Below are 23,288 nucleotides of genomic sequence, written 5' to 3'. Positions count from 1 at the left end.
CGCGGGCCCCGCCGGGCGGACCCCGCACCCTCGGATCCCGCCCCATGGGACGACGGTGCACCTTCTCCCTTTCTCCTTTCACAGCATTCCCATCCACACCTCTTCCCCCAAGATTTCCGACATACAGCCGAGCAACCGCTTTCCCTACCCGCAAGCACAATCCACCGACAATACGCAACCCTTGACAAAAGGGATTCCGCATGGTGCGCCCACATCGGAACACGGTGGTCCACCCCCCGACCTGCGGCCCGCCGGTAGAACATTTCTCGACCCCGGCGACGAAGTCCGGAAGTGCGAACGGGAAACCGCACCCGCCCCCCGAGCCGAGGAACGAAAAGGGAAATCGACCCTCCGGCACCATGCAAAACACCCTCAGCAGAAGAGTCAGGCATCCCAGCAGGTCGCAGCGGTATTTCCCGGTTTCCCTTGACATCGCCCGAAGCAAATGGAAACTGATACTGGCGACCTTCGGCCCGGCGTCCCCCGCCGGCCTCGCTCTCCCGCCGTTCCCCGAGATCATGACCGGCAAGCACGAGGAGCCGACCACTGCCCACCTGCGCATAACCGGTCCATGATCGATATTTCTCGAGCGTCCCGCTCGTGCCACGCGAACGGCCCACCACCAACGTGCGAAACAGGGGCGATATCCTGATGCATGCGTTTCCCCAGGAAGGCGACACCGTCACCACGCGGCAGAAACAGTTCGCCGAATCCGGATACCTCGTCCTCCCGGGCCTGCTCCCCGACCCCCTCCTCGGCAGCCTCCTGCCCGAGGTCGACCGCTGGGTGGACGAGGGCCTGCGCGACCGCTCGATCGCCGCCTGCCTGGCCCCGGACGTGCACGGCCCTCCCCCGCTCCTGGAGCTGGAGCTGCCCGCCCACGGGCGGCTCCTCACCCACGAGCCGCTGATGGAGGTCCTGTCCGAGCTCATGGGCCCCTCCTTCGTCTTCCACCACCTGCACAGCGACCGGCACGGGGCCGCGACCACCGGCAAGCCCTGGCACCACGACCACGAGCCCAACGACCGGGAGGACCCGGACCTGCTGATGGTGCACGCCCTGCACTACCTCGGCGGCCTCGACCGGACCGTCGGGAGCCTCGCGGTCCTGCCCGGCTCCCACCGGGAGCACGCGGACAAGACGGCCCGCGCCCACCTGGGGACCGCGGAGCTGCCGGGCGAGGTCGTCATCGACAGCCTCCCTCCCGGTTCCACCGTGCTGATGAACTCCGCCCTGTTCCACGCCCGCAGACCCGCCGGCCCCGCCCCCTCCCGCCCCCGCTACTTCGTCGACGCGTCGTACTGCCAGGCCGGCGCGCGGTGGCGGCCCGTCAAGCCCTACTGGCGGTACATGCTCTCCCGCGCCCGCGAGCTCGACCTGGGCGGCGGGCGGTGGCCCGAGCTGTTCTCCGCCCGGCACTTCACCGAGTACGCGGCGGCCGAGCGGGGGGCCACCGCGTGAGGCTCGTCCACCCGGTCACGTACGACCAGGTGAGGGCGGTGTACCTGCGCGACCATCCCGCCGACCGGCCCCACCCCGCCAACTCCAACCGCGACGGGGAGAAGGCCCTGGCCATGGCCGAGGACCTGCTCGGCGCCTGGTCCCTGGTCCGGTTGACGAGGGAGGAGGTGCTCGGCGTGGTCCTGCCCTGGCACCTGAGCGAGGGGGGCGCGGTCGAGCTGGTGCCCCGGTCCGGCCTGACGGTCGGCGAGGCCGCGGACCGGATCCGCGCGGGCGGTCCGGGCATGGCCGCCGCCAACCCGGTCTGCGCGCGGAAGCTGGAGCTGCTGCGGAGCGCGCCCCTGACCCCGGTCTACCTGAGCACCCGCCCGGTGCCGCACTCCGACTACGGGGACCTCCGCGTCCGCACCGGCCTCATCCACCTGGACGGCCTGCACCGCATGATCGCCTGGGAGCTGTCCCGGCGCCTGTCCCCCGGGGAGCCGCTGGAGGCGTTCGTGGCCGGCTCCCCCGTCCCGGCCACGCAACCACCGCACCGCCGCCCCGACACCGCGCGAACCGGAGGCCCACGCCCTTGACCCGTACGATGCGTCCCGCGCTCTCCCTCCCCGACCTGCTCACCCGGGGGGCCCGGTCCCATCCGGACCGGACGGCGCTGACCGACGGCGTTCGCTCCCTCGACTACCGCGCGCTCCATGCCGCGTCCGGTCGCGTCGCCGCCCACCTGCACGGCCTCGGCGCCGGGCGCGGCGACCGGGTGGCGGTGATCGGCCCCCGCGACGGCCGGGTGTGCGCACTGCTGTACGGCGTCCTGCGCTCGGGCGCCGCCGCGGTGCTCATCGACCCCTCGTGGAGCGCCCCCGACGTGCGGGCGCGCCTGGACGCCGTCGCCGTGCGGCACGTGCTCGGCACCGACGGGGCGGTGCCGGCGCCCGAGGGGTACCGCGCCGAGGTGCTGGACGTGGACGCGCTGGCCGCCGCGGGGCCGGTCGACCCGCCGGTGCCGTCCGCCGCGCCGGGGACCGAACCGGCCTCGGACACGGCCTACCTGTCCTTCACGTCGGGGTCCAGCGGGGAGCCCAAGGCCGTCGCGGTGACCCACGCCAACGCCGTCCACTACGCCCGTTCGCTGCGCCGCCGGCTGGGGCTGACCCGCGCGGACGCGCCGTGCGTCGCGCACGTCACGACGATGGCGGCCGACCTCGGCCACACCTCGTGGCTGCTCGCCCTCGCCACGGGCGGCTCGGTGCACGTGGTACCCGACCACGAGACCCGCGACCCCGAGGCGTTCTGGGCGTCCCTGGCCGGCGCCGGGGTGTCGGTGCTCAAGACGACCCCCTCCCACCTGACGGCCCTGCTGGAGGGGCGGCCCCCCGGGAGCCCGCCGCTGGGCACGCTGCTGCTGGGCGGTGAGACGCTCCCCCGCTCCCTCGCCGCCGGCCTCCTCGCCGGGGGCGTGGCGGACCGCGTGGTCAACCACTACGGGCCCACGGAGACCACGATCGGCGCGACGTGCTTCGTCGCCGCCTCCCCCGCCGACCTCCCGGCGGACGAGGCGACGGTCCCCGTCGGCACGGCGCTCGGGGACGTCTCCCTGCGCCTGCTCGGCCCCGACGGCCTGCCGGTCCCCGACGGGGTGGAGGGGGAGCTCCTCATAGGCGGGCGCGGGGTCACCGCCGGCTACCACGGCCGTCCCGACGAGACGGCGCTCCGCTTCGTCCGGCACGACGGGGAGCGGGTGTACCGGACCGGCGACACGTGCCGCCGCCGCCCGGACGGGAACCTCGTCTTCACCGGCCGGACGGACCGCCAGGTCAAGATCCGGGGCTTCCGGGTGGACCCCGCCGAGGTGGAGTGGGTGATCGGCGAGTTCCCCGGCGTCGGCCAGTCCGCGGTGTTCGTGCGGGAGAACTCCTCGGGGGGACAGCTCCTGGCCGCGGTGCGCCCGGCGGCCGGGCACGACGAGGGGGCCGTGCTCGACGCGCTCCGCTCCCACCTGCGCGACAGGCTGCCCGGGTACTCGATCCCGCAGCCGATCGTCGCCCTGCCCGACTTCCCCACCGGGCCGAACGGCAAGCTCGACCGCGACCGCCTGGCCGCGGTCGTGGACGGGGTCCTGGAGAGCGGCGGCAGACGGGCCGGCCCCGACCGGGACGCGGCCCCGGAGCGGATCGGGATGCCCCTGGTGCGGGCGGTCGCGGAGCTGTGGGCGGGCGCGCTGGGCCTGCCCTTCGTGGACCCGCACGCCGACGTGCTCGAACTCGGCGGCGACTCGATCCTGGCCATGCGCACGGTCACGCTGCTGCGGCGGTCCGGGTACCGCGTGGCGTTCGAGGACTTCTACCGGAACCCGACCCCGATGCTCCTGGCCTCCGCCGCACGGCCGGCGGGCGAGGACGCGAAGGTCGGCGAAGACGCGGGAGCCGAGGGGCCCGGGGAGGGCGGCGCACTCGCGCCGGCCCAGCGCTGGCTGTTCCGGCAGCGCCTCGGGGACCACCGGCACTGGAACCAGTCCGCCGTGCTGTGCTGCGGGGTGCCGGTGGACGCGGCGGCCCTCTCCGCGGCGGTGGAGGACGTTCTGCGGCGCCACCCGGCGCTGCGGCAGCCGGTGGGACCCGAGGGCCCCGGGGTCCCCCGCCCCGCCGGCGACGTGGACGCGGTGACCTTCTCCTCCCTGCCCCGCACCACGGGCCAGCTGGCGGAGGCGGTCGAGGCCACGTGCTCCGAACTGCAGCGCGGCATGGACCCGCGGGCCGGGCGCCTGATCCGGGTCCACCTCTTCTCCGGCGGGCACGGCGTCCGGGACCGGCTCGCGGTGATCGTCCACCACCTGGCCGTCGACGGCCTCTCCTGGCGGATCCTGCTCGACGACCTCGCCCACGCCTACCGGGCGGCCCTCTCCGGGCAGCGGTCCGACCTGCCGCCCACGGCCGACTTCTACCGGTGGGCGGCGAAGGCCCCGCCGCCTCCCCCCGCGCCGGAGCGGGCCGTGCCGGAGCCCGCCGGGACCACCGAGCCGGTGGCCCTCACCTGGGCCCTGGACGAGAGCGCCACCGCCCGGCTCGTCCGGCGCCACGGGCGGGCCCAGCGCCTGGAGGCGTTCCTGCTGACGGCCCTGGCCGAGGCCGCCCTGCGCTGGAGCGGCCGGTCGCGCCTGGGGGTGGAGGTGGAGACCCACGGCCGCGACACCACCGGCGAGGGCGGCGACCACATGGACACCGTCGGCTGGTTCACGGCGGTCAAGCACGTGGTCGTCGACCACCCCGTCCGGGCGGTGCGGGCCGGGCCGGCGGACACCGTCCGCGGGTCCCGGCGCGACGACCGCGCCGGCCGGACCGCCGCCGGGGCCCTGTGGGGCCCGGACGGCCGCCCGGCGGGAGCGGACACCGTGGCCGAGCGGGTGGGCGAGGTCGAGCGCCGCGTGCGGGAGGCCCCGGAGCTGCCGATGGACGCGCCGGGTCCGCGCCCCGACGTGGGGTTCAACTTCCTGGGCACGTTCGAGCTGCCCGACGAGCCGTCGCTGCGGTGGTCCGTCGCTCCCGAGGCGGGCGGGGCGGCGCGCTGCCCGGACGGCGATCCCCTGTACCGGATGCGCCTGACCGCCCGCATCGTCGAGGGGCGGCTGGTGACCGACCTCGTGTACGCGTGGCCGCGGCTGTCCCACGACGCGGCCCACGGCGTCGTCGCGTCCTTCGGCCGCGCCGTGGCGGCCGAGGCGGGCGCCACTCCCCTGCCCCACACCAGGTCCCCCGTCTCGACCTCCGGCCGGCTGCTGTACGACGGCTCCGTCCAGCCCGCGCCGCGCGCACGGGTCACCGGCGAACCGGTGCGGGCCCTGCTCACCGGGGCCACCGGCTACGTGGGGAGGCACCTGCTCGCCGCGCTCACGGCCCGGGGGGCCAGGGTCACGTGCCTGGTGCGGGGCGAACGCGACGCCGACGCCGCGCTGCGGCTCCCCCCGGGACCGGAGGGCGCCGGGGCCGGCCGGGGCGGGTTCGACGTGGTCGCGGGCGACATCGACCGCGAGGGCCTGGGCCTGTCCCCCGAGGCCCTCGCCCGCGTGCGGGACGTGCAGGTGGTCGTGCACGCCGCCGCGGACGTGCGTCTGGTGGCCCCGCCCGCCGACCTGGAGCGGACCAACGTCGCCGCGGTCCGGCGGCTGCTCGGGTGGGTCGACGCGCAGGTCCCCGGCGCCCGGCTGCACCACCTGTCGACCCTGGCCGTCGCCGGCGGGGTGGAGGGGCCGGCCCGCCGGTTCAGCGAGGCGGACCTGCGGATCGGCCAGGGGTTCCGCACCCCCTACGAGAGGACCAAGTTCGCGGCCGAGGAGGCCGTCCGCGCCTGGGCCGCGTCGGGCCGCCAGTGCTACGTCCACCGCAGCGGGCACGTCGCGGCGCACAGCGCCACGGGCGCCTTCCAGGCCAACGTGGAGGACAACAGGGTCTACCAGCTGGTCCGCGGCTACGTCCTGGCCGGGGCGGCGCCGAGCCGGCCCGGGGAGACCTTCGCGTTCTCCCACGTCGACACGGTGGCGGCCGGGATCGCGGCGATCGTGACGAACCCGTACGCGGCACCGGGCGCCTACCACGTCGAGACGCCGCACACGGTGCCCCACGACGAGCTCGTGTCCTGGCTCGTCGGCCTGGGCTACCCGATCGAGCTGACCGGAGAGGACGCGTTCGCCGCCGCCCTGGCCCGGGTGGAGCGGACCAGGCCGACCGCCGCGCGGCTGGCCTCGGCGTGGTCGCAGCTGGAGGACCGCAACGTCGTGGTGGACAGCTCCTCCACCGCGGCCGCGCTCGACCGTGTCGGCGTGCGCTTCGCCCCGCCGACCCCCGCCTGGTGGTCCGCCGCCATGGCGTGGGCCGCCGGTGTCGGCTTCCTGCCGGAACCGGGTGCCGATGTTCACGACGAAGGGAACGATCCTCACCATGACCGATGACACCGTGACCGAGATCGGCTGGGGCAGCACGACCCTGGACACCCGTCGAGCGCTGTGGTCGCAGCCGCTCGGGGACGAGGACAGGCGCCTGCTCTGGGCGGACGCCACCGCCGGGAGGTGGGACGGGGCCGCGCACGTGCGCGACGGGCTCCGCGCCTTCACGGAGGAGAGCATCCGCTCGGTGGGCTTCGCCCACGTGCCCAACCTGATGGACGCGTCCGCGGACGGCGGGGAGATCGTGGAGGCCCTGTCCTTCGTGATGCGCGACTTCGGCGAGATCATCCCGCAGAACGCCCAGGGCGACCTGTGGCAGGTCCTGCGCGAACGGGACGGGGACGGGGCCACCGAGCTGGGGTTCCACTGCGACACCTGCGACGTGCTCGTCCTGCTCTGCCTCCAGCCCGCCGTGCTGGGCGGGGGCGACACCAAGCTCGCGAGCGCGCGGTACGTGCGGGAGATCATCGAGCGGGAGCGCCCGGACGTCCTGGCGACCCTGGAGGAGGACTGGACCTTCGACCGGACGGGGCGGGCCGGGCAGCAGGTCATCGTCTCCCCGATCCTGTTCACCCAGGAGGACGGGACGGTGGGCTGCTACTACCAGACCCGTACCGTGCGCACCTCGCCCGAGAGGGGCGGGCCGCCCCTGACCGAGCGCCAGTGGGAGGCCCTCGACGTCCTCGACGAGGTCCTCTACCGGCCGGAGATCGCCTTCGGCCTGCGGCTGGCGGCGGGCGACCTGCTGCTCATCCGCAACAGCAGGGTCCTGCACGGGCGCTCCCCCTACGTGGACGAGCCCGGCCCCCGCGCGCGCCGGGTGCTGCGGGCGTGGATGAACACGGGCAGCCGGTGAGCCCCCGCGGGGAGGACCGCGCGCCGGGGCGCGCGGGGGGACGGGACGCGGTCCGGGCGCACGCGCGCGGGACCGCCGTGGTCACCGGGGGCGGCAGCGGCCTGGGCAGGGCGGCCTCGCTCGCGCTGCTCGCGGACGGCTGGTCGGTCGCGGTGGCCGGGCGCCGCAAGGAGGCGCTGGAGGAGACCGTCGGCCTCGCCGGGCCGGACGCCGACCGGGTCCTGGCCGTGCCGACCGACATCCGCAGCCCCGCGGAGGTGGAGGCGCTGTTCGCCGCGGTGCGCGAGCGGTTCGGCCGGGTGGACCTGCTGTTCAACAACGCGGGGGCGGCGGTCCCCCGCACGCCCGTGGAGGAGGTGGCGGTGGAGGACTGGCGGCGGATCATGGACACCACCGTCACCGGGACCTTCCTGTGCGCGCAGGAGGCGTTCCGCGTGATGCGCGGGCAGTCGCCGCCGGGCGGGCGCATCATCAACAACGGGGCCCCGTCCGCCCACGTGCCGCGGCCCCACTCCGTCGCCTACACCACGGCCAAGCACGCGGTCCTGGGCCTGACCCGGGCCCTGTCCCTGGACGGTCGGGCGCACGGCATCGCCTGCGGGCAGATCGACGTGGGCAACGTGGCCCCGGCGGACGGCGGCCCGCAGCCGCCCGCGATGCAGGCCGACGGGACGATGGCGGTGGAGCAGACCATCCCCGTGGAGAGGTTCACGGAGTCGCTGCTGCTGATGGCGTCGATGCCCCTGGAGGCCAACGTGCAGTACCTGACGGTGCTGCCGACGACGATGCCCTTCGTCGGGCGGGGGTGAGCGGGTGTTCGTGAGCGCTCGCTCCTTCGAGGAGTACCGGGCGATGTTCTCGCTCTCGGACCACGACCTGTCGCTGCGGATCCTGGACTGCCCCGGCGGCGCCGCGGGCTTCGTGGCGGAGGCCGGGGCCCGGGGCGCGGACGCGGTGGCCGTGGACCCCCAGTACGGGCCGGGCCGGGAGGGGCTGGGGGAGCTGGCCCTGCGGGAGAACGAGCACAAGCACGCGGAGCTGGTCGAGCGCGCCGGGGAGTACGACTGGAGCTGGTTCGGCGGCCCGGCGCGGTACACGCGGATGCGCTCGCGCTCGGCGCGCGCGTTCGGCGCGGACGTCGCGGCGCGGCCCGGGAGGTACGTCGCGGGGTCGCTGCCGGACCTGCCGTTCGCGGACCGCTCGTTCGACCTCGTGCTCAGCTCCCACCTGCTGTTCTCCTACGGCGAGCAGCTGGGCGAGGGGTGGCACCGGGACGCGCTCCTGGAGCTGGTGCGCGTGTCCCGTGGACAGGTACGGCTGTACCCGCTGTTCCAGCACACGAGCAACAAGCGGTATCCGGCGCTGGAGCGGATGCGGGAGTCGCTGGCGGAGTGCGGCGTCCCCTCCCGGGTGGAGCGGGTGGACTACGCGTTCGCCCCGGGGGACCCGGAGATGCTGGTGCTGGAGTGCGCCGGCGCCCGCGCGCCGGCGGGGGCCTCCCGCGAGGGCGGGGGCACGTCCGCGGCGTTCGACCCGGTGCGCTGGAGGCACCTCGAAGCGGAACGGTGACGGAGGGGCGCGGGGCGGGTCGCGGGGACGCGGCCCGCCGGGTGCCGGGGCGCGGCCCCCGGGGATGAGAACGGCCACATCCACGGTGCCGACCCGGCCCCAGATTGCATGTTCATTCATTTTTCTGCATACTTATTTTCATGTCCAAGGTACTCACTTCCCTTCCTGTCGGCGAGCGTGTCGGAATCGCCTTCTCGGGGGGCCTCGACACGTCCGTGGCCGTCGCGTGGATGCGCGAAAAGGGCGCGGTTCCCTGCACGTACACCGCCGACATCGGCCAGTACGACGAGCCCGACATCGCCTCGGTGCCCGGCCGCGCCAACGCCTACGGCGCGGAGGTCGCCCGGCTGGTCGACGGCCGCGCCGCCCTGGTCGAGGAAGGGCTCGCCGCCCTGGCCTGCGGCGCGTTCCACATCAGGTCCGGCGGGCGCCCCTACTTCAACACCACCCCGCTCGGCCGCGCCGTCACCGGCACCCTCCTGGTCCGCGCCATGCTCGACGACGGCGTGCAGATCTGGGGCGACGGCTCCACCTACAAGGGCAACGACATCGAGCGGTTCTACCGCTACGGCCTGCTCGCCAACCCCTCCCTGCGCATCTACAAGCCGTGGCTCGACGCCGACTTCGTCAACGAGCTCGGCGGGCGCAAGGAGATGTCCGAGTGGCTGGCCGAGCGCGACCTGCCCTACCGGGACAGCACGGAGAAGGCGTACTCCACCGACGCCAACATCTGGGGCGCCACCCACGAGGCCAAGTCCCTCGAACACCTCGACACCGGCATCGAGATCGTCGACCCCATCATGGGCGTGCGGTTCTGGGACCCCGAGGTCGAGATCGCCCCCGAGGATGTCACGATCGGCTTCGAGCAGGGCCGGCCGGTGACCATCAACGGCCGCAGGTTCGACACCGCCGTGGACCTGGTGCTGGAGGCCAACGCCGTCGGCGGACGGCACGGCCTGGGCATGTCCGACCAGATCGAGAACCGGGTCATCGAGGCCAAGAGCCGGGGCATCTACGAGGCCCCGGGCATGGCCCTGCTGCACGCCGCCTACGAGCGCCTGGTCAACGCCATCCACAACGAGGACACCCTCGCCAGCTACCACAACGACGGCCGCCGCCTGGGCCGGCTGATGTACGAGGGCCGCTGGCTGGAGCCGCAGGCGCTGATGGTGCGCGAGTCGCTCCAGCGCTGGGTGGGCACCGCCGTCACCGGCGAGGTGACCCTGCGGCTGCGCCGCGGCGAGGACTACTCGATCCTGGACACCACCGGGCCGTCGTTCAGCTACCACCCGGACAAGCTGTCCATGGAGCGCACGGAGGACTCCGCGTTCGGTCCCGGCGACCGCATCGGCCAGCTCACCATGCGCAACCTCGACATCGCCGACTCGCGGGCCAAGCTGGAGGACTACGCCAGGATCGGCATGGTCGGCAGCGGCGACGCCCACCCCACCTCGATCGGCGCCGCCCAGGCGGCGGCGACGGGTCTGATCGGCGCGATGCCCGAGGGCGGCGCCGAGGCGATCGCCTCCCGCGGCCAGGCCGCCGACGAGGACTGGCTCGACCACGTCGCCATGGAGTCCGGCACGGACTGAGGTCCGCTCCCGCCGTCCGCACCGCCTTCCGGGGGCCGGTGCGGACGGCGGCGGGTCCGCAGGGCCCGGTCTTGCGGCCCTCCCACGACGACGGGCGGCCCTGCGGCACCGGAATATCGGTGCCGCGGGTCCGCCCGCGCTCATCCCCGGGGGAACAGCGCGTCGGTGAAGGCGTTGCGGAACGTGCCGCCGGGGTCCATGCTCCGCGCCAGGCGGGCGAAGTCCTCCGCGCGCCCGTACCCCGCGACGATGTCCCCGGCCGAGAGCGTGGTGAGCTTCCCCCAGTGCGGCCGGGCGCCCAGGGGCGCCAGGAGCCCCTCCACCTCGGCCAGGACGGCCACCACCGCCTCCGCGTCGCTGACCCAGGTGAAGTGGAACGTCACGGAGTCGCGGCCGTGGGCGGGGCTCAGCCACAGGTCGTCCCCGCGCACCGTGCGCACCTCCGACACGTGCAGGAGCGGGGCCACCTTGTGCCCGATGCCGCGCAGGGCGGCGAAGGCCCGCGCCGCCTGCTCCCGTGGCAGGTACAGCTCCGACTGGAGCTCGTCGCCCGCGCTCGGCGTCACGTCGGGCCGGAAGTGCGGCAGCCGCTCGTGCCAGGGCCCGGAGACCCCCAGCTGCACGGTGCAGGACTCCGCCGGCATGCCCGGCACGGGGTGCACCGGTCCATCCGCCGGCCGTCCGCCCTCCCACGGGCGCTCGGGCAGGTCGGTCCGGTGCTTGAGCCACACGTCGGCGGCGCCCCGGGCCCAGTCGGTGAACGCGCTCACGCTGTACGCGGCGCCGAACACCGCGTCGAACCGCTCGGCCACCGCGTCCAGGGGCACGTCGAGGTGGACGCGCTGGGCGACCTCGAAGGCGGGCTCGACGTCCAGGGTGAGCCGGGTGACGACGCCGAGCGCACCGAGGGAGATCACCGCGCCGGGGAACGTGTCGGGGTCGGTGTCGCGGGACAGCTCCACGAGGTCGCCCTCCGGGCCGACCATCCGCACGGCCCGCACGGAGGCGGCGAGGCAGCGCTGCCCGTCCCCGGAGCCGTGGGTGCCGGTGGCGCACGATCCGGCGACGGAGATGTGCGGCAGGGAGGCCATGTTCGCGAGGGCGAACCCGTCCTGGTGCAGGGCGGCGGAGAGGTCGGCGTAGCTCGTTCCGGCGGACACCGCCACGGTCCCCGCCCCGGGGTCGAGGACGATGTCCTGCGGCATCCCGTCGAGGCGGACCAGCTCGTGGTCGGAGTCGGCCACCCTGCTGAAGGAGTGGCCGCTGCCGAGGGCCCGGATCCTGGGGCTGTCGCGGACGAGGCGGCGCAGTTCGTCCAGGGTCGAGGGGCGGTGCACCGCCGTGTGGGAGAAGGCGACGTTCCCGGCCCAGTTCCTGAGGGGCGGGGGTGGTGGTGTGGTGGACATGGGGCCTCCTTGACCGCCGGGGGGGGACGCCCGTGCATCTTCCCCCGTGGCCCGGATCGCGGGAGCGGCCGGGGTTCGCCAAGGCGCGTTCCGCGTGGATGCGGGGCCAGCCGGGGCGACCGTGTGCCCCGCTCCCCCATGTCGCGCGTTGGGACGGTGGATTGCGCGAGGTGGCCACTTCCAGCCAAAACCACTCACAGTAACCGGATGGTGGATTACTGTTCCGGTGGTAGGCAGGCCCAACCATCCTGGAGGACCCCGTGGGAGATCACGGCAAACCCGACAGCACCAACACCGGCAAGGGCGGCTCCGCCGGCGGCGACGGCCAAGACCCCAAGAAACACGGAAGCGAACCCCTCCCCACCCAGTCCGGCGACGGCAAGGACCCCAACCGGTGACCACACCCGGCGCCCGTCTGGCCCGCGCCCTCACCATCGCGGGCCACATCATCGACCCCCAGTGGCACCGGGCGTTCCTCGCGGTGGACCGGGCCGGGTTCATCCCCGACACCGTGTGGGTTACCTCCACCGACCACCCCGGGTACTACATGCCGGTCACCCGCGACGACCCCGACCACGCCCGTTGGGCGCATGAGGACTACGCGCTCGCGACCCAGGTGGACGACGGCAACCCGGCCGGGGGCCCGAACGGCGAACCCGGGTGGGGCAGGTTGCGGACCTCCAGCCTCAGCCAACCGTCGCTGGTCGTGGACATGCTCCAACAGCTCGACGCCGCCGAGGGGCATCGGGTGTTGGAGATCGGCACGGGGACGGGCTACAACACCGGTCTGCTCTGTCACGTGCTCGGGGAGAAGGCGGTGGTGTCCGCCGAGATCGACACAGAGCTCGCCCGGGTCGCCGTCGACAACCTCGACCGCGCCGGTTACCGGCCGACCGTGCTGGACGAGGACGGCGCCGAGCACCTGGAAACCGGTCTCGGCACGGACCGCTTCCACCGGGTGATCTCCACCGTGGCGGCCCGCGGGTCCCTCCCCCACGCCTGGGTGGGGCAGACGTGGCCGGGCGGGGTGATCGTGACCCCCTGGGAGGTGGGGACCCGCCCCGGGGTGCTGGTGCGACTGGAGGTCGGGGAGGACGACACCGCGCACGGGCGGATCGTCGGTGAGGCCCCGTTCATGGTGTTGCGCTCCCAGCGTCCCGACAGCCGCCGCATCCGGGACCTGGTGGACGAGGAGGACCCCGGCAAGCAGGCCGGAACCACCACCGTGAACCCCCGCCTGGTCGCCTACGAGCACCCCGGATGGCAACTGGTTCTCGGACACCTGGTGCCCGACCTGCGGTACGCCGTCTACGAGGCGTCAGAGGAGCGGCCCGAGTGCGCGGGCGAGGCGTCCGTGTACGTGGCCACCCCGGACAGGTCATGGGCGCTGGGCGAGTACACACCGGTCGGCGGCCCCTACGCCACCGAACGCGCCGGGGGCCGGGACCTGTGGGCGGAGGTCGGCGCGGCGTGGGAGGAGTGGCAGCGGGCGGGTCGGCCGGGCCGGGAACAGCTGGGGGTGACCGTGGACGCGGGAGGGACCCGGTTGTGGGCGGGTTCCCCGGCCGGGGTTCTACGGCCGCTGGGCTCGGCTGCCACGGTGGGGTAGCCGTTCGGGCAGTGTGTCCGCTGTTCCCTGAGGTGAGGCCGGGGTTCGGGTGGCATACCGGCACCAACGTCCGCGAGACGCCCCCGCCTGGTGGCCCGGTTGGGGGCGGGACTGCGGGTGGGGTCTTTGGTCCTGGTGGTGTGTCGCGCGCCCGGGGTAACCTGAACCCGCTGAACATAGAACCGGACCCCGCCAATATCCGTGGCGGGGTCCGATCTGTTCCAACGGAGGGGCTACTTCATAGCCCTCAACGCCTGTGTCCACGCCTCCCGGCTGAACTCCACGTGTCCGCGTTCACGGTTCTGAGTGTCCCTCACAAACACGTGCGTACCCTCGGACACCTCGACGCAGTTCTGAGAGCCGTTGCTTCGCTTGGACTTGTGCCACGGACCCTGCTCAGGCTGCCTGGGCCTTGCCATACCGCTCACTCCACTCCTTCAACAACGTCAACGAATCGCCCGGTGAGCGGGCGTTCGCCTGCAATCTACTGAACAGCACCCCGAACTGCCGCACCGACACCGGGTCATCAGTTGACTGGCCACCGTAGATCGACTCCACGTAGACCAGATCCGGGGCTCCTACTGACATCAGTACCGAGTATGGCCCGTCGAGACCGGGGTTGGGGTACTGGCCCCAACCGTGCATCTGCAACATGATTCTGCCTGACTCGGCCTTCTTAATGACCTCGTCGATCTGCTCCTTCATGGTCGAGGGCGGCCCCACGGGACGGTGAAGCACGATGTCATCGAGCACTACATGGTATTGCGGACCATTTGCGCGTAGAACGACCTTGGAACGTTCGAGCCTGACCGCCACGCGTTCCTTGATCCCCTCCTCGCCCAACCATGGCGACCCGGAACTGAACACGGCACGCGCGTAGGAGCTCACCTGAATCACTCCAGGGAACACGCTGTTGTGGTATTCGCGGATCACCTCCGCCGAGGCCTGGTGTTCGTGGAGTTGCCCCAGCCAATCCACACTGTCCGGTTCGTACAGATCACCATAGGTGCGGATGAGGCGACCCCCGGCGTCGAGGAATGCGTCAACCTCGGCGACAGAAGCCTCACTCAGAGCCCTCCGCCCGTTCTCCACATGGGATATATGTCCGGTTGTGCACTTTATGTGCGAGGCCAGTGCACCTTGGGTCTTTCCAGCTCGTTTGCGCTGCCGCATTAGCGCCATGCCGAAACGTACATCCGGAACCTTGCGGCCATCGACGTCTTGCATGGGTCCATCAAAGCAGTCGGCTTGTGCTAAGTCTACTGAAATTTGCTAGAAGTTGCGTCGATCTATACAAGAGTGGCGGGGTTACGTTCCGGCCTTTAAATGCTCGTGCATTGGTGGAATCTTGTCGTTAACCGCAACACCACAGCACCAGACCTCGGACGCGACTGACTGGCATGTGGCCAAACCGGACGCACCACCAGATTAAGCCATAAAAACGCCCCGATGCCGTTCGCTGCGGCACCAGGGCAAAAAGCCCCACCTGTCCCGAAAAGACATGAGGTGAAGCAAATGAAGCCTACCGGCACCGCCGCACCAAAGCCAGACGCAGACCCCGAACCCGAGCCCGCCGGTGTCCCGTACCCGCACCGCATCGCGTTCTCCGAGCCCCACCGGCACGGCATCGTCCTCGGCCACGAGCGCGACTACAACGCCCTGGCCAAGTGGGTGCGGGCCATGACCCCCCGGCGGGCCGCGAAACCGGTCTCGCTGGTGGCCGAGGCGCTCACCTCGAACGCGCACAAGCACACCCGTTCCGGGGACCCCGGCGGAACCGTGCGGGTGGTCCTCGACATCGACCCGTTCCTCATCACCATCGCTGTCACCGACGGCGGTCCCCGCCCGGACTCGGTGATCCCCTACCCCCGTCTGGGTGGCCCCCGCCTCGCACCCCTCCCGGGCCTGCACCTGGTGGACCAGCTCGCCGTGTACTGGGAGTGGGACTGGGCGATCCCCGGTGCAGGGTCGGGGCCGCTGACGATCCGCGCGAAGGTGGAGAACTCGTGAGCGGGTGGACCCCGGAGCTGGACCGCGAGTACCGGCAGGTGGCCGCATCGCTTACCTACCACCACCCGGACTGGTGGGTGATGTGGTCGTACTCCCTGCGCGTGTGGGTGGCGTTCTTCCTCGGCCCGGCCCAGGTGGTCCCGCTGCGCTACGCCGACCCCGACCGGCTCTCCCGGCAGATGCGGCACGTGGCCCGCACGGTCGCCTCCGGCCGCTCCCCCTGAGAACCCCCTCCGGGCGACACCGTTCCGCTCGGAGGTTCCCCGCCCGGTGCGTTCGCGCCGGGCCGCGGGGCCGCCGCCGAAAAGGGGGGCCGGCGGCCCCGCCCCACCCGCTCGGGTCCGGTCGTACTTCCCCGGACCGGACCCGACCCCCACCCGCCACACGCACACACCCGACGACCGACAACCGACGACACACGCTGACGGAGAACCACCGTGCCCACCGCACCCCTGCCCGACCTGGTCGAGAACGCCGAGGCCCTGCTCACCCCCGGAGAGGTCGCCCGCCTGTTCCGCGTCGACCCCAAGACCGTCACCCGCTGGGAGAAGGACGGCCGCCTGGCCTCGGTCAAGACCCTCGGCGGACACCGCCGCTACCCCAGGTCGCAGATCACCCACGTCCTGAACGGCGGAACGGGCAGCACCGAGGTCGTCCGCGCCCTGGAGGTGGTCCACGCCCTGGCCCTGGAGGTCGGAGCGATGGGCGACGCCGGACACGTCGCGACCCTCATCGCGACCCTGCGTGCCGGGAAGTCCGCACCGCAGCCCTGAACCGTCCGGACGGGCCGTGGACAGCAGGCCCCGGGGCGACCGTGGTTCCCGCCGGATCCCCTCTCCGAGGGGGTCCGGCGCACCAGGAAGGCCCGCACCGAGCCCGGCCCGCAGAAGGAGGAAACCGGTGACCACCCGGTCCAGGCCCCCGCACGCCAGCGACGGGACCCCGCTCGTCCCCCGCTACACCGAGCACGCCGAACGCCTCGCGTCCCGCGTCATGCAGGAGCGGGAACGGTCCGCCGCGGACGCCGCCGCCGGTCTGGCCCGCCTGGAACAGATCGCCGCCCAGCAGCAGTTCGACGCCGCCCAGGCCCGGCTGGAAGCCGCCCGCAGACGGGTCGAGGCCCAGGACACCGCCTGCCTGGGGGTGGCGGTCCGCCAATGGTGCCGCCGCGTGGCCCCCTGAACCGGGCCCGTGCAGGCCCATCCCCGCGTGCGCGAGGAGCACGACCGCGAGATCTCCCCGACCTCCTGGGTCCGGGGACCATCCCCGCGTGCGCGGGGAGCACACTCGGCGTGCTCCTGGGGAAGCGGAACGACGGCAAGCCGCCGTGGACGGGTCCATCCCCGCGTGCGCGGGGAGCACTGATCTGGCACAGAGCGATGGGGAGGACCCCGGGGTCCATCCCCGCGTGCGCGGGGAGCACGAGTCCGCGCACCCGATCTCGCGCGCGATGGCGGGTCCATCCCCGCGTGCGCGGGGAGCACCCGCTCCGGGGCCGCCCCTCCGTGCGCCGGCTGGGTCCATCCCCGCGTGCGCGGGGAGCACCACGTGCCCGCGCCCTTCTTGCGCTTGCGCAGGGGTCCATCCCCGCGTGCGCGGGGAGCACAGCAGATCACCAGCGAACTTAACAGCGGCAAGCAGCCGATTTTCCAACTTCTCAAGAAACCGACACTGAGGACATAACAGAGTTTGACGCCATAGAGGCATAATCAGCGTCATTCTCATCCGACCACCGTCATGCCGAACCTTCTTCGGCCTCAAAGGTGGGGCTTCCCGACTGACCTCCTGCACCCTTGATGGGTCCTATGGCTCATTGGCCTGATCCCTTTTCCGGACTCCATCGAGGGTGAACGGCATTCAAACCAGGGTAGAGATGCAGAAAGGATGTCCGGCGGGGTCGAGCAGAACCCTCCACCGATCGGGCTCGGGCTGACTCGGAGGTTCGGTCGCGCCCAGTGCCAGGAGCCCGGCCTGGGCGGCGTCCAGATCGTCGACCCCCAGCTCGATGTGCGCCCGCTTCTCCCGAGCGGGGTCCGGCCAGGTGGGCCGTTGGTAACCCGGCAGCCTGGAGAAGCCCAGCCCAGGCGCCCCCTCCTGGCCGAGCAGGATGAAGTCGTCGCTGGAGTAGGCCACGGGCAGGTCGAGGGCTTTGCCGTAGAAGCGGGCCAGTTCAGCGGGGTCAGGGCAGTCGAAGGTGACGGCCGCGTAACGCATCGAGGGCAGCGGCATGGTTTCAGTGCTCATGGGCAGCACGTTAGAACGCGACCAGGACAGGTTCGGTCCTGGTCATGGGAGAGACTTCAGGACGTGATCAGCACATCCGCCCGTCTCCTCCATCTGCTTTCCCTGCTGTCCGCACAACCGTCGTGGACCTGCCGCGAACTGGCCGAACGCATGGCGGTCAACGAGCGCACGGTTCGGCGCGACGTCGCCAGGCTCAGGGAACTCGGCTACGGAATCGAGTCCGATCCCGGACCGTGGGGCGGTTACAGTCTCGGCGGCGGTGCCCGGATACCACCGCTGGTCCTCGACGACGAGGAGGCGCTGGCCGTCGCCGTCGGGCTGCGCGAGGCCGCGCTCAGCGGTGTTCTCGGTAGCGACCAGGCCGCGTTCTCAGCCCTGTTGAAGCTGCGCCAGGCCCTGCCGCCGCGGGTCGCGAGCCGACTCGGTGAGATGGACTCGGCCTTCGTGCACACGACCAGGCCCGGTCGGCCGCAGATCACGCCGGACATGCTGCTGGAACTGGTCGCCGCCTGCCGCGGGGGTGAACGTGTCCGCCTGTCCTACCGTGACCGCGAGGGGCGGGCGACGGACCGGGCCGCCGACCCCTATCGCCTGGTGCACACGGGTCGCCACTGGTACTTCGTCGCCCACGACGTGGCGCGCGACGAGTGGCGGACGTTCCGCGCCGACAGGGTCGAGCGAATACGGCCCACGGGACACGCGGTGGAACTCGTCGATCCACCGGACCCGGCGCTGCTCGTCTCCGATTCGCTGGCGGGCGGTAGGTATCCGCTCTATGCGAGAATCCGCCTCCCGCTGCCGATGGAACAGGCGCTCCGGCTGATCCCTCCGACGGTTGGCCTCCACCGTCCAGAAGGCCCCGAAGCCACCGTCGTCGATATCGGGGGACCTGACGCGAACGGCCTCGCCGGGTACCTGCTCGGCCTGGCCACCCCGCTGCGTGTCCTGGCGCCGGACGAGGTGCGGGAAGCCCTGGTTCGCCGCGCTCGCGAACTGGTCGAGGACAACATGGACGGGCGACTTCCCTGAGCTGCGGGCGCCACTGCACGCCCTGGGCCCATCCCCACGTGCGCGGGGAGCAGAAAACCACTACCGGTTTGCTCATTGTGAACTGGGGTCCATCCCCGCGTGCGCGGGGAGCAGTACGCGCGTTCGCGGTACACGGAATCGGTCACGGGTCCATCCCCGCGTGCGCGGGGAGCAGACGGACGGCAGACCGGCCGTGGTACCGCCGACGGGTCCATCCCCGCGTGCGCGGGGAGCAGTGGCGGCGGCTTCCTCGACCAGGGCGAGGTTCTGGGTCCATCCCCGCGTGCGCGGGGAGCAGGGCCGACGGGAGCAGCCAGGCCAACTACATCGGGGGCCATCCCCGCGTGCGCGGGGAGCAGCGCGGTCGGCGAGCTCCAGGGCGTCGAGGCGGGGGTCCATCCCCGCGTGCGCGGGGAGCAGTCCGGGCACGGGAACCTCACCCTCAAGGCCACGGGTCCATCCCCGCGTGCGCGGGGAGCAGACCGTGATGGTCGGGTCGTACTCGGCCTTGGGGGGTCCATCCCCGCGTGCGCGGGGAGCAGGGTGACCGTCCGGTCGATCCCCCATCCGGTGGGGGTCCATCCCCGCGTGCGCGGGGAGCAGTGAGCTGCATTCCGAGCCGTCGGCGGCGCACGGGGTCCATCCCCGCGTGCGCGGGGAGCAGACCACTCCTCTGCCCCCTGAAACGGCTCCATAGAACCGCTCCCCCGGGTCCATCCCCGCGTGCGCGGGGAGCAGCAGATGCGCGGCCTCCAGGGCGCAGGCGAGAAGGGTCCATCCCCGCGTGCGCGGGGAGCAGAGCGGGTAGCTGGCGTAGCCGGAGGCGGTGGCGGGTCCATCCCCGCGTGCGCGGGGAGCAGGGGGCCGCCGGCCTCCTCGATGAGCTCGCCCAGGGTCCATCCCCGCGTGCGCGGGGAGCAGATGGACACCGGGACGGGCAAGCTGGGCGAGGCGGGTCCATCCCCGCGTGCGCGGGGAGCAGGACCCCCGCCCCATCGCCTGGCACCTGCACAAGGGTCCATCCCCGCGTGCGCGGGGAGCAGGTGGGTCTACAGGGGGCTCTGTGAGGGGTCTAGGGTCCATCCCCGCGTGCGCGGGGAGCAGAGCGAACGACCAGCGAACTTACCAGTGGCAAGCGGCCGATTTTCCAACTTCTCGAAAAACCGACACGGATGACATAGGGGACTCTAGAGATTCTTGTTCGCAATGAAGCATATTTTCCTCCAACAAACGAACCAACCCATGGAACCTCTACGACCCCGGCTTGAAGAAGCCGGACAGTCCCGCAGCACGAACAGGGGAATTCGGCAGGGCTACAGTAGCGCGCCCGTCGCCGCGACCGACCCCTCGCGTTCGAGGAGCACCAGGTCCATGGCCGGGCTGGCGATCAGCGGCGGGGACCATCCCCGCGTGTGCGGAGAGCACGATGGCAGCGGCGCAGACGACCTGGGGCCGTCCCATAGGGCCTGCTTGCCCGCGCATATCGACCCGTGGTCGGGGTCCGGAGGTCTGCCCGCAGCAGAAAGGGCGTCCGCGCCCGGTAGAGCTCCCCTACGGTTGGCGACGTACCCCCGAAAGCCGTAGGAGTGTGTATGGATGCGATCACCGGTACAGCCGCAGGTGTGCCGTTCACAGCCCTCCCGCCGTCCGGGACGGGCAACGACCGTGCGCCGTTGATCGTGACCTGGCACATGCTGGACGCGCCCCGAACGGACGCGGCCTTCGCAGCGGCACTGCCCATGGCCGGTGTTCCTTCCTGGCGGGTCCACCTGGGTATGCCGCTGTGCGGTCCGCGTATGGTCGATGGCCGTCTCGACAGACACCTCGAACTCGCTCGCGAAGACATCCTGTTGAAGTACCTCGGACCAATCGTCCACCAGGCCGTAGAGGAATTCCCGGCCGCGCTGGCCGAGCTGCGCCGTCAGTTGCCGGTCGACGACCAGCCGATCGGCGTTCTCGGTGCATCGCTTGGCGGGGCGGTGGCTCTGCAAGTGCTCACTGCCCCGCCGACACCGATCGGGGCGGTCGCGCTCGTCAATCCCGCTGTGCGGGTGAGCGCGGCAGTCGAACTTCTCGCTACCGGGCTCGACCAGCCTTACGTTTGGACCGCCGAATCCCGCAGAGCGGCCGACGATCTTGATTTCGTCGACCGCGCCGGAGAGCTGAGCGGAGAGCCCCCGCTGCTGCTGGTCAGCGGCGAGCGCGACCACCCGGCATTGCGCGAAGATGCTTTCTCCCTGGTCAAGACACTTCGTGGGCGGTACGCGCGTCCGGATGAGATCGAGCTGGCGACTGTGCCGGACCTGGCCCACTCGCTGGCCGATGAGCCCGGGTTGGAACCGGCTCCCCAGTTGCCCACGACGGCAGCGGTCGACGGGGTTCTTACCCGGTGGTTCGTCCGGCGGTTCGCGACGCAGTGAGCAGCGGTGGGTGAGCGTTCCCAAGGCTGGTGGCGCCCCCTGCCCTGAGGTCCGTTGATGCTGCGCAAACGGAAGCCTGCCCGCACGAAGCGCGGGCAGGCTCTTGAGACGACGGCTCCGGAGCGGACCTGGGTCCATCCCCGCGTGCGCGGGGAGCAGTTGACAGCCTCGCCGCATACTGCACACGAATTAACGACTCAGGACACCAGGCCAACGAGACGGGTCGCAAAGGCGATCCATTCTTCCTCGGTGAGATCATCGGAGAGAACACCAGCCACAAATACTCCGGCGCCCTGAGTTATTTCCTTAGCCGATGCGGTCCGATCTAGAAAAGAACGGGTTCGTCATCGGAGCGACCCCCTGTCGGCTGATTCCTGAGTTCTTCGAGGCTCCGCCGGCCTGCGAGATGAACGAACAGCCTTGCTGTCACGGTGGCGTCGTACTTGGCCCGATGCGGTTGGTCTTCGCCGTCCAGGCCGTGATCAAGCTCGAATTCCTCGACCAGCGAGCCGAGTTTGTACGTCTTGCGGCCAGGCAGCAGGCGCCGAGCGAGCTTGAGCGTGTCGAAGACCTCCGGGGGCTCCCAGCCGGTCATCTTGCGCTGAAGCACGCCGACATCAACGTGCGCGTTGTGGGCGATCAGGGCGGGGAGAGACAGCGCGTGTAGCACGTCGACCACGACGTCCTTGAACACCGGCTTCTCAGCAACGTCGTCGTTGCTGATGCTGTGAATCCGCTTCGCCATCGGGGCGATCGGTTGGTCCGGGCGAACCAACCAGCTCGCCGGCTCTCCGATGATCCCGTCGGCGATCGGCACCGCGGCCAACTCTACCAAGTCCGGCGGTTGCTGGCCGTTGCCCTCGACATCTACGACGACGTAGCTGAGGCTCTTCCAGTCAGTCATTTGCGTGTGGGGCCTTCCATCCAAGGTCAGCGCGACCATGCCGGTTGGCGTGGTGCGGGTGACGCTCGTCGTGGACCTGGAAGCCGAGCGCGTGCTGAAGAAAGTACCGAGGCTGCTCAGCGGCCAGGCCGGACACGACGGCCGCCCTGTCAGTGGTGTCTACGACCTTCAGGTCACCAGCCTCGGGCAACACGCGGGCGACATCGTGTAGTTGATCGGAGGTCGGTACTCGGTGCGCGCCCGCGCACAGTTCGAGCTGGCTCAGGGGGCAGATGTCGCAGAGTTCACGGATGCCGTAGTGGCCGTTGTAGTCCGGCAGGCCATGGGCGTAGGACACCGCACAGGAAGTCTTGCGGAACAACGCCGACGAGTTCGAGAAGGCGTCCAGGACCCGACGCTCAAGCGTCTCGGGCACGATCTTCCGGCGTGCGGTGTCCTCGTAGGGCTCGGGCAACTTGTTGGCCCTGTAGTACTCCGCGATCTGGTCGCGGTAGAACAGACCGGTAAAGACCGTGGCGTCAGCGTGCTTGCTCAAGTCATGTGCGACGACCAGGTGCTCGTCCGTGTCGTTGAGACCCGGTACCAGCGGACGCCAGTAGAGGATCGTTCGGTACTTCCGTCGCGTCGGCGTGCTCATGAGCTTCAGGGACTCAGCGGCGACGTGCGACGGGTAGGGCTCGATGTCCTTGTTGTCAATGCCGGAGTAGGTGAAGAGCAGCGTCACCTTGAGGTTGTGGAGCTGGTTCAGCCGGTCGATGTCGTCGGGCTTGAGCTGGTGCCTGGTGATGACGAGCACGTGGTTCGTCAGCTCCCGCGCGTCCAGGTCTTCGAGCACGGCGAAGGTGTGAGGCCGAACCTTCGGCAGGAACGGCTCGGTAGCACGGTTGAAGATCTGAACCGGCGTCACGTGCGGAGTGAAGTAGCGGTGGTTCACCAGCTCCTCGACGGCCTGAGCGTCCGTCATGAGGGCGCGAGGCTGGTTCTCGTCCCACAGCCCGTACGTGTGCCGGATGCAGTAAGCGCAGCCCAAAGAGCAACCCTGCACGTGGTTGAGGCTGAGGCCGCTCTTGCGGTACTCGACAACTTCGCGAGCGCGTTCAGGGAGACGAGTGATCTGGTCCTTGGTGAGCAAAGGAACGAAGGTCGTCACGCGGCTCTTCTCCAATGGTCGGTGAAGGTCGTCCCTGGAGAGTAAGCAGTCGGGCACGCTGACAACCAGCAACTTGCTCCGGATTGATCACAACATTCATAG

Annotated in this window: 20 protein-coding genes, 1 pseudogene and 2 CRISPR repeat arrays; of the genes and pseudogenes, 15 read left to right on the top strand and 6 right to left on the bottom strand. The window is 71.5% G+C overall.

Annotated features, from left to right (window positions below; all coding sequences use genetic code 11):
* Nucleotides 1-651 precede the first annotated feature (651 nt).
* From OUQ99_RS13345 to argG, 7 genes are all read left to right on the top strand, one after another.
* Complete coding sequence (locus tag OUQ99_RS13345) at nt 652-1,461, top strand: phytanoyl-CoA dioxygenase family protein (RefSeq protein ID WP_267949761.1); 810 nt, start codon at nt 652-654, stop codon at nt 1,459-1,461.
* On the top strand, nt 1,458-2,039 hold the full coding sequence (locus OUQ99_RS13340; RefSeq protein ID WP_267949760.1) for a DUF6309 family protein: 582 nt from the start codon (nt 1,458-1,460) through the stop codon (nt 2,037-2,039). The genes OUQ99_RS13345 and OUQ99_RS13340 overlap by 4 nt, the downstream gene beginning before the upstream one ends.
* Complete coding sequence (locus OUQ99_RS13335; RefSeq protein ID WP_431061505.1) at nt 2,036-6,403, top strand: AMP-binding protein; 4,368 nt, start codon at nt 2,036-2,038, stop codon at nt 6,401-6,403. The genes OUQ99_RS13340 and OUQ99_RS13335 overlap by 4 nt, the downstream gene beginning before the upstream one ends.
* Nucleotides 6,393-7,253 (top strand): TauD/TfdA family dioxygenase, encoded by an 861-nt coding sequence (locus OUQ99_RS13330; RefSeq protein WP_267949759.1) that lies wholly within the window; start codon nt 6,393-6,395, stop codon nt 7,251-7,253. Before OUQ99_RS13335 ends, OUQ99_RS13330 begins: the two co-directional genes overlap by 11 nt.
* A gap of 77 nt (nt 7,254-7,330) precedes the next feature.
* Entirely contained in the window at nt 7,331-8,062 is a 732-nt protein-coding gene (locus tag OUQ99_RS13325; RefSeq protein ID WP_267950369.1) for an SDR family oxidoreductase, read from the top strand.
* Between the two features lie 4 nt (nt 8,063-8,066).
* Complete coding sequence (locus OUQ99_RS13320; RefSeq protein ID WP_267949758.1) at nt 8,067-8,822, top strand: methyltransferase domain-containing protein; 756 nt, start codon at nt 8,067-8,069, stop codon at nt 8,820-8,822.
* A 140-nt stretch (nt 8,823-8,962) separates the two neighbouring features.
* Nucleotides 8,963-10,414, top strand: coding sequence for an argininosuccinate synthase (gene argG, locus OUQ99_RS13315; protein ID WP_267949757.1), 1,452 nt, complete (start codon nt 8,963-8,965; stop codon nt 10,412-10,414).
* A 140-nt stretch (nt 10,415-10,554) separates the two neighbouring features.
* On the opposite strand, the gene OUQ99_RS13310 is transcribed toward argG, so the two are convergent.
* Nucleotides 10,555-11,820 carry an FAD-binding protein gene (locus tag OUQ99_RS13310; protein ID WP_267949756.1) on the bottom strand — a complete coding sequence of 422 codons (1,266 nt, stop codon included), beginning with the start codon at nt 11,818-11,820 and terminating at the stop codon, nt 10,555-10,557.
* 260 nt (nt 11,821-12,080) lie between these two features.
* On the opposite strand from OUQ99_RS13310, the gene OUQ99_RS13305 reads away from it, so the two are divergent.
* A complete protein-coding gene (locus OUQ99_RS13305; RefSeq protein ID WP_267949755.1) occupies nt 12,081-12,218 on the top strand; it encodes a hypothetical protein in 138 nt (45 codons plus the stop codon).
* On the top strand, nt 12,215-13,429 hold the full coding sequence (locus OUQ99_RS13300; RefSeq protein ID WP_267949754.1) for an rRNA adenine N-6-methyltransferase family protein: 1,215 nt from the start codon (nt 12,215-12,217) through the stop codon (nt 13,427-13,429). Before OUQ99_RS13305 ends, OUQ99_RS13300 begins: the two co-directional genes overlap by 4 nt.
* 233 nt (nt 13,430-13,662) lie before the next feature.
* On the opposite strand, the gene OUQ99_RS13295 is transcribed toward OUQ99_RS13300, so the two are convergent.
* Both OUQ99_RS13295 and OUQ99_RS13290 read right to left on the bottom strand, forming a co-directional pair.
* Nucleotides 13,663-13,848, bottom strand: coding sequence for a DUF397 domain-containing protein (locus OUQ99_RS13295; protein WP_267950368.1), 186 nt, complete (start codon nt 13,846-13,848; stop codon nt 13,663-13,665).
* Nucleotides 13,826-14,656 (bottom strand): helix-turn-helix domain-containing protein, encoded by an 831-nt coding sequence (locus OUQ99_RS13290; RefSeq protein WP_267949753.1) that lies wholly within the window; start codon nt 14,654-14,656, stop codon nt 13,826-13,828. Before OUQ99_RS13290 ends, OUQ99_RS13295 begins: the two co-directional genes overlap by 23 nt.
* 288 nt (nt 14,657-14,944) lie before the next feature.
* On the opposite strand from OUQ99_RS13290, the gene OUQ99_RS13285 reads away from it, so the two are divergent.
* From OUQ99_RS13285 to OUQ99_RS13270, 4 genes and pseudogenes are all read left to right on the top strand, one after another.
* Entirely contained in the window at nt 14,945-15,439 is a 495-nt protein-coding gene (locus OUQ99_RS13285) for an ATP-binding protein (RefSeq protein WP_267949752.1), read from the top strand.
* Nucleotides 15,436-15,663 (top strand): hypothetical protein, encoded by a 228-nt coding sequence (locus tag OUQ99_RS13280; RefSeq protein ID WP_267949751.1) that lies wholly within the window; start codon nt 15,436-15,438, stop codon nt 15,661-15,663. Before OUQ99_RS13285 ends, OUQ99_RS13280 begins: the two co-directional genes overlap by 4 nt.
* Before the next feature lie 237 nt (nt 15,664-15,900).
* Nucleotides 15,901-16,071: pseudogene (locus tag OUQ99_RS13275) on the top strand (BldC family transcriptional regulator); the annotation flags it as partial.
* 268 nt (nt 16,072-16,339) lie between these two features.
* Nucleotides 16,340-16,621 (top strand): hypothetical protein, encoded by a 282-nt coding sequence (locus OUQ99_RS13270; protein WP_267949750.1) that lies wholly within the window; start codon nt 16,340-16,342, stop codon nt 16,619-16,621.
* Nucleotides 16,622-16,634: 13 nt separating this feature from the next.
* Nucleotides 16,635-17,045: direct repeats of the CRISPR family, unit length 29 nt; unit sequence GGGTCCATCCCCGCGTGCGCGGGGAGCAC.
* Between the two features lie 251 nt (nt 17,046-17,296).
* On the opposite strand, the gene OUQ99_RS13265 is transcribed toward OUQ99_RS13270, so the two are convergent.
* Entirely contained in the window at nt 17,297-17,683 is a 387-nt protein-coding gene (locus OUQ99_RS13265; protein ID WP_267949749.1) for a VOC family protein, read from the bottom strand.
* Nucleotides 17,684-17,746: 63 nt separating this feature from the next.
* Between OUQ99_RS13265 and OUQ99_RS13260 the strand changes: the two genes are divergently transcribed.
* Nucleotides 17,747-18,712 carry a helix-turn-helix transcriptional regulator gene (locus OUQ99_RS13260; protein WP_267949748.1) on the top strand — a complete coding sequence of 322 codons (966 nt, stop codon included), beginning with the start codon at nt 17,747-17,749 and terminating at the stop codon, nt 18,710-18,712.
* Nucleotides 18,713-18,736: 24 nt separating this feature from the next.
* Nucleotides 18,737-19,816: a CRISPR direct-repeat array (repeat unit 29 nt; unit sequence GGGTCCATCCCCGCGTGCGCGGGGAGCAG).
* Between the two features lie 488 nt (nt 19,817-20,304).
* The gene (locus OUQ99_RS13255; RefSeq protein ID WP_267949747.1) at nt 20,305-21,132 is read left to right on the top strand and encodes an alpha/beta hydrolase family protein; all 828 of its coding nucleotides are present in this window, start codon (nt 20,305-20,307) and stop codon (nt 21,130-21,132) included.
* A 325-nt stretch (nt 21,133-21,457) separates the two neighbouring features.
* Here the strand turns inward: OUQ99_RS13255 and OUQ99_RS13250 are convergent, their stop codons facing one another.
* Together OUQ99_RS13250 and OUQ99_RS13245 are read right to left on the bottom strand one after the other, a co-directional pair.
* A complete protein-coding gene (locus OUQ99_RS13250; protein ID WP_267949746.1) occupies nt 21,458-22,036 on the bottom strand; it encodes a 3'-5' exonuclease in 579 nt (192 codons plus the stop codon).
* Complete coding sequence (locus tag OUQ99_RS13245) at nt 22,029-23,186, bottom strand: hypothetical protein (protein WP_267949745.1); 1,158 nt, start codon at nt 23,184-23,186, stop codon at nt 22,029-22,031. The genes OUQ99_RS13250 and OUQ99_RS13245 overlap by 8 nt, the downstream gene beginning before the upstream one ends.
* Nucleotides 23,187-23,288: the final 102 nt, after the last annotated feature.

Origin of the sequence: Streptomonospora nanhaiensis, from assembly GCF_026642255.1 — a bacterium.
GTDB lineage: Bacteria > Actinomycetota > Actinomycetes > Streptosporangiales > Streptosporangiaceae > Nocardiopsis > Nocardiopsis tropica.
This window is presented reverse-complemented; position numbering and strand designations above follow the sequence as displayed.

Excerpts from the sequence above, each read along its gene's own strand:
- OUQ99_RS13345 (WP_267949761.1), top strand. The coding sequence starts at position 652 with ATGCATGCGTTTCCCCAGGAAGGCGACACCGTCACCACGCGGCAGAAA.
- OUQ99_RS13330 (WP_267949759.1), top strand. The coding sequence starts at position 6,393 with ATGACCGATGACACCGTGACCGAGATCGGCTGGGGCAGCACGACCCTG.
- argG (WP_267949757.1), top strand. The coding sequence starts at position 8,963 with ATGTCCAAGGTACTCACTTCCCTTCCTGTCGGCGAGCGTGTCGGAATC.
- OUQ99_RS13310 (WP_267949756.1), bottom strand. The coding sequence starts at position 11,820 with ATGTCCACCACACCACCACCCCCGCCCCTCAGGAACTGGGCCGGGAAC.
- OUQ99_RS13295 (WP_267950368.1), bottom strand. The coding sequence starts at position 13,848 with ATGGCAAGGCCCAGGCAGCCTGAGCAGGGTCCGTGGCACAAGTCCAAG.
- OUQ99_RS13290 (WP_267949753.1), bottom strand. The coding sequence starts at position 14,656 with ATGCAAGACGTCGATGGCCGCAAGGTTCCGGATGTACGTTTCGGCATG.
- OUQ99_RS13285 (WP_267949752.1), top strand. The coding sequence starts at position 14,945 with ATGAAGCCTACCGGCACCGCCGCACCAAAGCCAGACGCAGACCCCGAA.
- OUQ99_RS13265 (WP_267949749.1), bottom strand. The coding sequence starts at position 17,683 with ATGAGCACTGAAACCATGCCGCTGCCCTCGATGCGTTACGCGGCCGTC.
- OUQ99_RS13255 (WP_267949747.1), top strand. The coding sequence starts at position 20,305 with ATGGATGCGATCACCGGTACAGCCGCAGGTGTGCCGTTCACAGCCCTC.
- OUQ99_RS13250 (WP_267949746.1), bottom strand. The coding sequence starts at position 22,036 with ATGACTGACTGGAAGAGCCTCAGCTACGTCGTCGTAGATGTCGAGGGC.